Origin of the sequence: Haemophilus parainfluenzae, assembly GCF_036288925.1 — a bacterium.
Taxonomy (GTDB): Bacteria; Pseudomonadota; Gammaproteobacteria; order Enterobacterales; family Pasteurellaceae; genus Haemophilus_D.
The window spans coordinates 606828-618555 of record NZ_CP127167.1 but is presented as its reverse complement, the minus strand read 5'-3'; the positions used below and the strand labels follow the sequence as shown (position 1 = coordinate 618555).

The 11728-nt window shown below is 38.6% G+C and carries 9 protein-coding genes; 2 read left to right on the top strand and 7 right to left on the bottom strand.

Going from position 1 to position 11728, the window contains the following annotated elements; all coding sequences use genetic code 11:
• Positions 1-27: 27 nt before the first annotated feature.
• On the top strand, positions 28-435 hold the full coding sequence (locus QQS40_RS03145; RefSeq protein ID WP_314116712.1) for a helix-turn-helix domain-containing protein: 408 nt from the start codon (positions 28-30) through the stop codon (positions 433-435).
• A gap of 89 nt (positions 436-524) precedes the next feature.
• Here QQS40_RS03145 and torA read toward each other — a convergent pair whose 3' ends face one another.
• The 6 genes from torA to rimO form a co-directional block, all read right to left on the bottom strand.
• Positions 525-3002, bottom strand: coding sequence for a trimethylamine-N-oxide reductase TorA (gene torA / locus QQS40_RS03140; protein WP_329506053.1), 2478 nt, complete (start codon positions 3000-3002; stop codon positions 525-527).
• A gap of 27 nt (positions 3003-3029) precedes the next feature.
• Positions 3030-4130, bottom strand: coding sequence for a NapC/NirT family cytochrome c (locus QQS40_RS03135; RefSeq protein WP_289902368.1), 1101 nt, complete (start codon positions 4128-4130; stop codon positions 3030-3032).
• Between the two features lie 184 nt (positions 4131-4314).
• On the bottom strand, positions 4315-5250 hold the full coding sequence (locus QQS40_RS03130; RefSeq protein ID WP_289902367.1) for an alpha/beta fold hydrolase: 936 nt from the start codon (positions 5248-5250) through the stop codon (positions 4315-4317).
• Positions 5251-5304: 54 nt separating this feature from the next.
• Positions 5305-6420: an aspartate-semialdehyde dehydrogenase gene (asd, locus tag QQS40_RS03125; protein ID WP_289902366.1), complete on the bottom strand. Its 1116-nt coding sequence runs from the start codon at positions 6418-6420 to the stop codon at positions 5305-5307.
• A 138-nt stretch (positions 6421-6558) separates the two neighbouring features.
• Positions 6559-8568, bottom strand: a complete 2010-nt coding sequence (locus QQS40_RS03120) for a UDP-glucose:protein N-beta-glucosyltransferase (protein WP_329506050.1) — start codon at positions 8566-8568, stop codon at positions 6559-6561.
• A 39-nt stretch (positions 8569-8607) separates the two neighbouring features.
• Entirely contained in the window at positions 8608-9945 is a 1338-nt protein-coding gene (rimO, locus tag QQS40_RS03115) for a 30S ribosomal protein S12 methylthiotransferase RimO (RefSeq protein ID WP_297568714.1), read from the bottom strand.
• A 150-nt stretch (positions 9946-10095) separates the two neighbouring features.
• Here rimO and QQS40_RS03110 point away from each other — a divergent pair, with 150 nt between their 5' ends.
• Positions 10096-10812: an MgtC/SapB family protein gene (locus tag QQS40_RS03110; RefSeq protein WP_329506047.1), complete on the top strand. Its 717-nt coding sequence runs from the start codon at positions 10096-10098 to the stop codon at positions 10810-10812.
• An 8-nt stretch (positions 10813-10820) separates the two neighbouring features.
• Here the strand turns inward: QQS40_RS03110 and QQS40_RS03105 are convergent, their stop codons facing one another.
• Positions 10821-11696: a DMT family transporter gene (locus QQS40_RS03105; RefSeq protein WP_178162402.1), complete on the bottom strand. Its 876-nt coding sequence runs from the start codon at positions 11694-11696 to the stop codon at positions 10821-10823.
• Between the last annotated feature and the right edge of the window lie 32 nt (positions 11697-11728).

Genomic DNA, 11728 nt, shown 5'->3' with positions numbered 1-11728 from the left:
TAGCTATTTGCACTGCGAGAGTAGAATATGAAAATTAATGAAAAAATTCGTCAATTACGTGAACAACACCAATTATCTCAAGAAAATATGGCGGATAAATTAGGCATGTCGGTGACCGGTTATGCCAAAATTGAACGAGGTGAGGTGCGTTCAAATCTGCCACGTTTGGAGCAAATTTCTGAAGTGTTTGATATGGATATTTGCGAATTGCTTTCTTATGGGGAAACTGAAAAAGTTTATTTTAATAATTCAGTCACAGAATCAACAAATTCAAATAATTTCTTATTCGCTGTTGGTAATGATAATTTAGAAAAAGCCATTCAACAATTGCAATTAATTATTTCTCATAAAGACGAGCTATTGGCACAAAAAGATAAAATTATTCTAGGCTTAGAGCGGGAAATTGCTTTGCTGAGAAATATGCACAAAGCATAGTAACGAGCTGACAATAACAAGAAAAAATAACTAAAAAGAAGACCGCACTTTGATCCTATCAATCAAAGTGCGGTCGTTTTTTATTGGTTTTACACAGCCTGTTTAGGTTGTTTGAATACCGTCACTTCAGGTGCTTTACCGGTAAATTTTTCAACCTGAACAATACAGGTATTGGGTGAGTTACCTTGTGCAAGTTTTGATGTGCCTTCATCGCGTGTTAATACGTTTGGACAACCATTTTTACATAACGGTTTTTCACTTTCACCTAAGTCCATTGGGTCATACCACGCGCCTTCATGGAGAGCAACAGTACCTTTGATGATGTTTTCTGTGATAACCGCACCTGCAAGCACTTGACCGCGTTTGCTATGAATGCGAACAATATCACCGTCTTTAATACCGCGAGCAGCCGCATCTTCAGGATGAATCATTACCGGTTCCCGATCATTGACCGCATATTTTTGACGTAATGAAGTATGTGCCAATTGGCTGTGTAAACGATAGTAAGGATGTGGCGTTACTAAAGCTAACGGATATTCTTCTGTCACATTACCCGCAAATTCTTCTGGCTCCATCCAGCTTGGGTGACCTTTACAGTCGTTATAATGCATTTTCTCAATAACATCAGAGAAAATCTCAATTTTACCTGACGGCGTGCCGAGCGGATTGAGTAATGGATCTTCACGGAATTCACCATAACGTACCCATTTCTTCGCGGCTTCTCCCGCTTCAAAGCTTAACGGTTTATTTTCTGCCCAGAATTTATCAAAACGAGGCATTGCAACACGGTTTGCACGTGCGGCAGTAAAGGCTGCATTGTAGAATTCTTCCAACCATTCCATTTCCGTTTTACCTTCGGTGTATTGTTCTTCCACACCTGCTCGTTTAGCAAGTTCAACGAAAATATCATAGTCATTTTTCGCTTCAAATTGTGGCGGAACCACTTGTTTCATCGGGTAAACGCTCATCATGGAGTAGTCGCCTGCCATGGTTAAGTCATTACGTTCATAACTGGTGGTTGCTGGCAAGACAATATCTGCCATGCGCGCAGTTGGCGTCCAGTTTACCTCATTCACAATCACCACATCTGGTTGTTGGAAGGCCTTCACTAAGGTATTGGTATCTTGATGGTGAACAAATGGGTTACCGCCTGCCCAATACACCGCTTTGATATCAGGGTAAGTAATTTCAGTACCGTTATAGTGAATTTTTTTGCCAGGATTGAGCAACACATCTGAAATACGCGCCAATGGGAAAGCAGATTTAGAGGTATCATCCAACCATGTTTTTGCACCCGCTTTGCCTGCTGGACTTGCGGTAATAGAGCCGATAATACCCCCTGTCGCCGTTGGCACCCCACCATTTGAATAGTGATAACTCAAACCAAATCCACCACCTGGCAAGCCAATTTGTCCTAACATAGACGCTAGAGTGACTAACATCCAGTGGGTTTGTTCACCATGGCGTTGGCGTTGCATACCCCAACCACCCATTAACATGGTACGTTTACTAGAAAAATCTGCTGCAAGCTGTTTAATCGTTTCTGCCGGTACACCACAAATTTTTGACGCCCATTCTGCTGTTTTTGGTTGGCCATCAGTTTTACCTAATAAATATTCCTCGAATTTAGCATAACCCGACGTGTATTTTTTCAAGAAATCTTTATCATGCTTACCTTGTTCAACTAAAGTATGCGCAATACCAAGCATTAACGGCACATCCGTTGCTGTATTCACCGGAATCCATTCTGCGTTCAGCATTTGGCAAGTTTCGCTTTTTTGTGGGTCGATACAAATAATGCGTTTTCCACTCGCTTGGAATTTTTTGAAATATTCAATCCCTTTTTGGTCGGTAGACATCCAAGCAATACGCATGGTTGTGAGTGGGTTTGCAGACCAAAGCACAATAATATCGCTGTTTTCTAACACAGATTCCCAGCTGGTTTGTTGTTCATAGACCTCAATAGTACCAAGCACATGCGGCATGATGACTTGCGCAGCACCCGTAGAGTAGTCCCCTTTATGCCCCACAAAACCACCGGTAGCATTCATGTAGCGCTGTAATAACGTACGAGAAGCATGTAATGAACCACAGCTAAACCAACCATAAGAACCGGCAAAAATGCCTGTTGGACCATGTTCGTCACGAACGCGTTTAAGCTGATTGTGTACTAAATCTAACGCTTCATCCCAAGAAACTCGCACCCATTCATCACGACCACGCATTGTGGTATCACTTTTTCCTGGGTTAGCTAAAAAGCCTTTACGCACCATTGGATATTTCACGCGAGTTTCGCTGTATAGCTGATCGGCAACAACGGTTTGTAATTCGTTCGGTACAGCAGGTTCAATGGCAGGGCCAGATTTCACAACTTTACCATCTTCCACAACCACACCAAGCGGTCCCCAGTGAGCCGCAGTAACCACTGTTTTTATTTCAGCTTCTTTTGCGACCGCACTTTTTGATACAACGCCCACCATACCACCAGAAAGGGCACTACCTGCCACGCCTAAAGATGTTTTTTTCAGAAAATCACGACGTTGTTCATTTACGTTATTCTTTTTCATTTCAGCCTCGTTTTAGATAGTTGGTTATTATTGTTTTGCCATATCTTTGGCATTGCGTTGCAGATAAATAGTTAATGCACGTACTTCATCTTTGTTCATTGATGTTCGGTCTTTCATAGAGTTCACCACACCAATCCATTGGTTAGCCGTGTAATGATCCGCACCAATTGCCGCGTGACAACCACTACATTGAGTTTGATTTAACTGATTGCCATATTGATTAAGTGCGGTCAGATCTGATGACATTTTTTCTTTTGCAACATTCACCGCAACATTGATTTCTTTCCAGTCAGAATCCGTTACTGCATCATGTACAGTTTTTACGACTTGAACATGGTTACGTGCATCTTCATCCAGTAAAGCAAGCGTGATACGTTTACCTAATTCTTGATAAACAACCGCTTCAGCTCCTACTTGTTGCCAACCATGTAAGGTGCCTTGAACTTGATCACCATTTACTTTCCATTGCATTAATTCTGCATAAGGCATGAGACGAACCTCATTTCCTTTATCATTGGTCGCTTTCACCATTTCAGTAGCAAAAATCGCTGAGCCATCAGAGAGAGTACCGCCTTGTACAGTAGAGGATTTTTGCGCATTTTGATCGCCATGTACTTCAGGAAGGAAGTGAACAATGCCTTTATGACAATCAATACAGGTTTGGCCGTTTGTTTGGGCATCTGTATGGGTTTGTTTTGCTAATTTAGTTTGTTTTGAAAACTCCATTGCATCAAAACTGTGACAGCTGCGACAGGTTTCTGAATCGTTGGCTTTCATATCATTCCACACCATTTGAGCAAGCTCGGCACGGTGGGCTTCATATTTTTCTTTATTCTCAATCTTGCCTTGTGCTTCATACCACAAATCTTTCAAAGCAATAAATTTAGCTTTGACATAATGCCAACCTTCTTTTGGAATATGGCAGTCTGAACATTGTGCTCGCACGCCTTTTGCATTAGCAAAGTGACTCGAACCTTCCCATTCTTCTTTTGGATAGCTCATTGAATGACAACTGACACAAAACTCCGGTGTACTGGTTTTATGCATAACCCACTGCGTTCCCCACAATACCACAGCGCCGACACCAGCCAAGCAAATTGCGGTGACGATTTTCTTCATTTTTGACATAGACACTCCAACTATACAAACGACAAAAAAACATAACTATAAATAAGTATTATTGATTGTAGGGATATAGTGAGAAAGAAACTATGATCTTGCTCAATAAAAGGCTAAACACTCATGAGATAAAAATAAAAAAACATTAATAAATCAATATATAATGTTTTGTATTTAATCTAATTAGGAAAATTTAAGAATGAAGAAATTGATTAACGCGTTCAAGCACGGCTTTTCTCACGTTATCCTTTTCAAAAAGGATTTCATGTTTTGCTTGAGGTACAAGCATGGATTCTGCATGCGGAAAAAGTGCGGTCAATTTTTCAAGATTTTTGTTATCCACTATCTTTTCCTTTTCCGCTTGTAGGATAAGCACGGGTATTTCCACTCTTGGAATGATTTTAGGGAGCGCTTTGATTGCATTTAAACACAAATGTACCCAACGGAATGTCGGGCCACCTAAGTGAATAGCTGCGCGTTTTCGATTAACTCGGTTCATCCATTTCATTCGCGTTTTAGAATGACTAAGTTCATTAAGGTTTAAATCTGCCGGTTTGTAATGTCCTTTGCCAAAAACATAACGATGACCTTGACCAAATGCCATCATCGTTGCAATGATGATTTCATCTCGTAACGGATGTTTCATGGGAACGCCAAAGAAAGGCGAAGAAAGCACAGCCTTTTTAATATGATGATCGTAATTGGCTAGATAATAGGTAGAAATCAAAGCGCCGAGGGAGTGTGCAAGAATATATTGCGCTTGATAAGAATAAAGTGCGGTCGTTTTTTCAATGATTTTTGCCATATCATCAATATAAAAACGAAACTCATCTAAATGCCCTTTTTGAGGAATAATACGCTGTGAATAGCCTTGTCCTCGGTGATCGAAAAGCAAAACATCATAACCTTGTTGATAAAAGTCATAAGCCAACTCAGTCCATTTCAGCATATTTTCTGCTCGACCATTAACCAAAATCATCAATTTTCTGACCGCGCTTTCAGGCTGAACCAAATGACGATAAGCTAATTTGATATTTCGTTCACCAGAAAGATATTGCGTCGGAAATTGCTCAAAAAAAGGCAATAACTCTGCAAGAGCAAATTGATGAAAATGAGGTTCTCTGATCATAATTTTTTAATGAAAAGGGCGTAGTAAATACGCCCTTTGTAGTGAAAGTAAAACTTATGCCACCAATTGTTTTAAGATACGGCGAACTGGCTCTGCAGCGCCCCATAATAATTGGTCACCTACAGTGAATGCCGCTAAGTATTCCGGACCCATTGCCAATTTACGTAAACGACCAACCGGTACGCTTAATGTACCTGTTATTTTCGCTGGAGTTAATTCACGTAATGTGGTTTCTTTGTCGTTTGGAATCACTTTCACCCATTCATTGTGAGACGCTAAAATTTGTTCGATTTCTTCTAACGGTAAGTCTTTTTTCAGTTTGATAGTGAATGCTTGGCTGTGGCAGCGTAATGCACCGATACGCACACATAAACCATCAACAGGAATTGGATTGTCGCTTAAACCTAAGATTTTGTTGGTTTCTGCATAGCCTTTCCATTCTTCTTTCGTTTGTCCTGTTTCAGGGAGAAGTTTGTCAATCCAAGGGATTAAGCTTCCCCCTAATGCTGCACCGAAGTTATCCGTTGGGAAGCTACCAGAACGCATTTCTGCCGTCACTTTACGTTCAATATCTAAAATTGACGAAGCAGGATCTTTTAATTCACTTGAAACCGATTGTTCTAATAAGCCCATTTGTGAAATCAATTCACGCATATTTTTTGCGCCCGCACCTGAAGCCGCTTGGTAAGTTGCAACAGATACCCATTCCACTAAATCTTTTTCAAACAAACCACCGATAGCCATCAACATTAAGCTTACAGTACAATTACCACCCACAAAAGTTTTAATGCCTTTTTTCAAGCCTTCAGAAATCACGTGTTGGTTTACCGGATCAAGCACGATAATCGCATCATCTTTCATACGTAGTGCAGACGCTGCATCAACCCAATAACCATCCCAACCTGTTGCTTTTAATTTTGGATAGACTTCATTGGTATAGTCGCCACCTTGGCAGGTCACGATAATGTCTAATTTTTTAAGTTCTTCAATGTCGAATGCATTTTTAAGCTCACCTGCCTCTTTGCCTGCGAATACAGGGGCTTTTTGACCTGCTTGAGAAGTAGTGAAGAAAACTGGATTAATATTGGCAAAATCTTGCTCTTGTACCATACGATCCATTAATACGGAACCGACCATTCCGCGCCAACCGATAAAACCGACGTTTTTCATGAGTTTTTCCTTATTTTATGTTGTGTTGAATGGGTCTATTAATTACAGGCTTTATGTCACAAAATCAAGTTTTTTTAGAAAAAATGAGGCTTTGTTTAATTTTTTTCAATAAAAAATCCCCTTTCGGGGATTTATTGATTATTTATCTGCTTTTTTTTTTACCATTTTTTTCGGCTCAGATTTACCTTCAGATTTGACCGCACTTTTCTTTTCTGTCGTAGACTTTGTGGCCTTCTCTTTTGTCGTTGCGGATTTAGTCGCTTTTTTCTTTGGCTTTTCAGCTAAATTTGCTGCTTTCCATTCCTCAAATTTTTCAAGTAACACTTTACCCATTGGGCTTGGATCACCTGTAAATAAGGTTTGTAAACCGTTATTTTCAATGATATGACGGCGAAGTTCTAAACGTTCTTGATGATTTTCTGCTAAACGAATTGCACGCTCAACATATTCATCTACCGTATTTGCAATTAACCATTCCGGTAAACCTAAACGTTTGAATAACCCTTCATCAATATGTTCATGCACTTCTGCACCAGTTTTACATACGCCCACTAAACCTAACGTCACCATATCAATAATGCCGTTGGTGTTACCGAATGGGAATGGGTTTACCATCATATCGCAGTTATGCAAAATACGAAGATATTGATCATAAGGTGCATGTGGATGAGCTGTCGCATCATTGCCTAAATAAGATTTAATAAAACGCTCAACATAAGGATGCGTCACACCACTAGATTGACCTAATGCAAAGTGGAAATGCACTTTCACATTAGCACGATCACGAATAGCCTTTAATGCTGCCAAGAAATAGGGGTTAAGCTTCATTGTGGTAGAGGCAATACCAATATTCACCACTTCAGGGTTTTCACGTAAGCGATATTCTACGTGTTGTGGTGCAAGTGCTGAAGGCACATAAGGTAAGGCATCTTTCGGTAAACGCAATAATTGCTCACTGAAACATTTTTCAGAACCCACATAATCATCTTCTACAATCACATATTCAATAAAATCAGAATGTGTCGTAGCTGGGTGACCTAAAGCAATTACTTGAACTGGTGCAAGGCGTGTATTGCTTGCAAAAATAGTGGTTAAATCCATTCCAATACTTGGCATATAAAGAACCGCAGCACCATTTTTTTCACAAATCTCTTTTAATTCATTCAATTTACCAAAAATATTATCACCTTTTAATAAATGGAATTCATCAAACACCGCTTGTCCTGCTGCATCTACAGCATCATTACCTACACCAATTAAATGAAAACGCTCACGCGCAGCAATCATTGAAGTGGAATGCGTACGATAAATTGAATGGGATGAATGGAAATGCTCCAATAATATGACCATGACTGGTTTGCCATCACGTTCACCTAATTTCGTGACATCGCGATCTACCCATCCACCTTGCAATAAATGACGACGAATAACTTGGTTTAATGCTTGTTTCACCCAGTGTTTATTTTCAGCAATATCGTAGCTGCAATGCATATACACATCATGTGAAATTGCACTTGGTATATTATTTAAGTTTTCAATCGTTGCTAATTTTTCAGGGAACCATTGTAAAAGCGTACCACGCTTAGAAAACGATTGTTCTGTACCAATAAAACGTGGTGATTGCAATGCAAAACAAAGGGATGCACATAATTCTGGATCTAAATTCCATAAAGCATCAAGATTGACGTTTATATTCGATTCCGGCAAATACAAAATACAGAATTTAATTAATGATGATTTCGTATTATCTAAATGGAAATCGAATAAATTGGTTTTATCTGGATTGCGGTTATAAGCTTGTAACACATGATCAGCGTTCACAAAGGGTGATGAAGCAAAAATCATATTAATCCAGCGTTGGAAACTAAAGAAACGCTGAGCACCACCTTCAGAAATATCTAATTGAGGATTAGAAAATAGCTCGCTCATTGCTACCGCTACACGGGTACAAAAATGCTTAATTTTTTCTTGTACTAATTCACCATTTAATTGACTAGGATAATCAATTTCAATACCTTCAACGCCACCAAAATTACTATCAATTTTGCTTAAAATATCCAGCAATTCAACGCAAGCTGATTCATAGCTTTTTGCTGCTACTTCCTGTTCAAAACGGATAACACTTGGTTGTTTTTGTGCTTCTGTCATTTCTAAATTTCTTTGGTAAAAAATAAATAAAATGAATAATTAACAGGTTCCCCACAGATCATATTCATCTGAATGGGTGATAGTGACTTTAATAACTTCGCCTACTTTTACAGGTGTGCCACTTAGATTTTCAATATAAACTAAGCCATCAATTTCTGGTGCATCAGCTTTTGTACGGCCAATAATACCTTCGTCATCAATTTCATCCACGATTACATCAAGCATTCGGCCAATTTTTTGCTTTAATCGTTCAGCGGAAATTTCTTGTTGTAACTGCATAAAGCGGTGGAAACGTTCTTCTTTTACCTCTTCAGGCACTTGGTCGGCCATTTCGGTAGCCGGTGCGCCTTCTACTGGGCTAAATTTGAAACAGCCCACGCGATCAAGTTGTGCTTCTTTTAAGAAATCCAATAACATTTGGAAGTCTTCTTCTGTTTCACCCGGGAAGCCTACAATGAAAGTTGAACGCAAGGTTAAATCCGGACAAATCTCACGCCATTGCTTGATACGCTCTAAAGTGCGGTCAATTTTTCCTGGTCTTTTCATCGCTTTTAAAATTTTTGGACTTGCGTGTTGCAATGGAATATCCAAATAAGGCAACAATAAACCTTCCGCCATTAATGGAATTAAATCATCCACGTGCGGATAAGGATAAACGTAGTGTAAACGTACCCAAATGCCTAATTTACCAAGTTGTTTACACAAGGTCATTAAGTCATTTTTAATTGGCATACCATTCCAGAAAGCCGTTTTTACGCCACCTTCTTTGCGTTGTGTATCCATTGCATAAGCAGAGGTATCTTGTGATACGACCAATAACTCTTTCACGCCTGCATCAGCAAGACGTTTTGCTTCATCCAATACTTGCGTGATAGAACGGCTTTCTAAATCCCCACGCAATGAAGGAATTATGCAGAATGTACAACGATGATCACAACCTTCTGAGATTTTCAAATATGCATAGTGTTTTGGTGTTAATTTCACTCCTTGTTTTGGAACAAGGCTGGTGTAAGGATTATGTTCTGGCTTTGGTACATACTTGTGTACTTGAGCCATTACTGCTTCATAACTATGCGGACCAGTTACTTCCAATACTTTCGGGTGAACTTGGCGAATTTGATCTTCTTTCGCCCCTAAACAGCCGGTCACAATCACACGTCCGTTTTCTTCCAACGCCTCGCCAATAGCTTCTAGGGATTCCTGTACAGCACTATCAATAAAACCGCAAGTATTCACAATGACCAAGTCTACATTTTCATAACTTGGCACAATGTTATATCCGTCAGTACGTAATTCGGTCAAAATCCGTTCTGAATCAACTAAATTTTTAGGGCAACCTAAACTTACAAAGCCAATATTTGGCGTTGATTTTTGCATAAATTTATTCTCAGCTATCGTCATTTTTCAAAACCTTAGATTTTACTCAATTTCAAGCAGAAAGGCGATAATTAAAGTAAATTTACCCATTAACGCCTTTTTTTCAGGTAGAATAAGTACCATTTTTATTTACTTATATTGATTATTAATATGGAAAATCTCTCTCTTTTTTCAACTATTTTTGAACAAATGGCTTATTTAATTATTCTCGGAAAAATGCTACTCGCACTTGTACTTGGCGGGATTATTGGCTTAGAACGAGAACTTAAACACAAACCGGTTGGTGTCAAAACTTGTGCTATTATTGCGGTAACGACTTGTGTACTCACGATTGTCTCCATTCAAGCTGCTGAACATTACGCACAAGTTTCAGATAATATCCGAACTGACCCTATGCGACTTGCCGCACAAGTAATCAGTGGTATTGGTTTTTTAGGCGCAGGGGTAATTTTACACAAGAAAAATGATGCTATTTCAGGCTTAACTACTTCCGCCATTATTTGGGCGGCTGCGGCTATCGGTGTGGCAACAGGTGCGGGTTTTATTTTTGATGCGATTATTGCTACTTTGATGATTTTAATCGCTATCCGTATCAGCCCGATTGTGCAACGTTATGTTCGCCGTAAAACCTATAAAAAGCGTACTCGATTGGCTATTCAGCTAAGTTCTGCGAACGGTATTAGTAAAGTCACAGATTTATTACTCAAACATGACTATCGTATTGAAAATATCTCGGTAAAAGACCAAGCTAGCGGCGAAGTTCGCTTGCAAGTACGATGCTACAACATCGATAATGAAATGCTAAAAGATGTCTATACGCTGTTAAAAACAGAAGATGAAGTACTGAGTGTGGATGTAGAAAATTAAAACTCTACTTATTCAAGTGATACTCTAGTTAATTTAGGTAAGCGATAAATAATCAAAGAAATTAAAATTAAACTACAACCTAATATTTTTATGAACGAAAATATTTCACCTAAAAAAAATATGCTTAAAACCAGAGTCCATATAGGTTCTAATAACATTATAACTGCTGCATTATTAATACTGCACTTATTTTGAGCAATAGTTTGTAAAAAAACCCTTAAATTGGTAGCAATAAGGATACTACCTGCAAACCAAAATAAGGTATTCATAGAGATGGGGAATAGCCATTTTTCTACCAATAAAGAATATAATCCAGCCAAAACTCCAACAACTCCGATCTGAATTGTTGTCAAAGCCAATGGTGGAATATTCTTAGCAAATTGATTATTTAACACAAAATATAATGCAGCAGAAATAGAGGCTAGTAAGAAAATAATATTACTCAAGGAAAAATGGAACATGCTGCTTTTTTGTCCCAATAAACAATAGAGCCCTAATACAGCAATAGGTAGTGAAATCCAAAAAATTTTTTGAGGTTTATGCTTAAATAATCCCCAAGATATTAAAGGAGCGATCAGCATTGATAGACTATATAAGAAAGCTCCTTCCCCTAAGTATTCGCTTAATATTAATCCAGAAATCCATAATACCATCGTTAGTATATAAGCTAAACCAACACTCACAGCTTTCATTATTTGAAAAAATTCTAACTTACAAATTGTAGAATAGGAAAAGGGCAAAAATATAAGAAATGCAATGGTGAAACGAAGGCCAATAAACCCCATCTGTGGCATTCCCTCTAAAGAATATTTAGAAAAAAACCAACCTGAAGCAGCAATAAAAGTTACAAAAAATAAAATAAGTTCGCCAGAATACTTACGCATAAATTAATAATATAAAAAAACCTGTACTTATT

What these genes read in the sequence shown, in the direction of transcription:
- QQS40_RS03145 (WP_314116712.1), top strand. Translation starts at nt 28, where the DNA reads ATGAAAATTAATGAAAAAATTCGTCAATTACGTGAACAACACCAATTA.
- torA (WP_329506053.1), bottom strand. Translation starts at nt 3,002, where the DNA reads ATGAAAAAGAATAACGTAAATGAACAACGTCGTGATTTTCTGAAAAAA.
- QQS40_RS03135 (WP_289902368.1), bottom strand. Translation starts at nt 4,130, where the DNA reads ATGTCAAAAATGAAGAAAATCGTCACCGCAATTTGCTTGGCTGGTGTC.
- QQS40_RS03130 (WP_289902367.1), bottom strand. Translation starts at nt 5,250, where the DNA reads ATGATCAGAGAACCTCATTTTCATCAATTTGCTCTTGCAGAGTTATTG.
- asd (WP_289902366.1), bottom strand. Translation starts at nt 6,420, where the DNA reads ATGAAAAACGTCGGTTTTATCGGTTGGCGCGGAATGGTCGGTTCCGTA.
- QQS40_RS03120 (WP_329506050.1), bottom strand. Translation starts at nt 8,568, where the DNA reads ATGACAGAAGCACAAAAACAACCAAGTGTTATCCGTTTTGAACAGGAA.
- rimO (WP_297568714.1), bottom strand. Translation starts at nt 9,945, where the DNA reads ATGCAAAAATCAACGCCAAATATTGGCTTTGTAAGTTTAGGTTGCCCT.
- QQS40_RS03110 (WP_329506047.1), top strand. Translation starts at nt 10,096, where the DNA reads ATGGAAAATCTCTCTCTTTTTTCAACTATTTTTGAACAAATGGCTTAT.
- QQS40_RS03105 (WP_178162402.1), bottom strand. Translation starts at nt 11,696, where the DNA reads ATGCGTAAGTATTCTGGCGAACTTATTTTATTTTTTGTAACTTTTATT.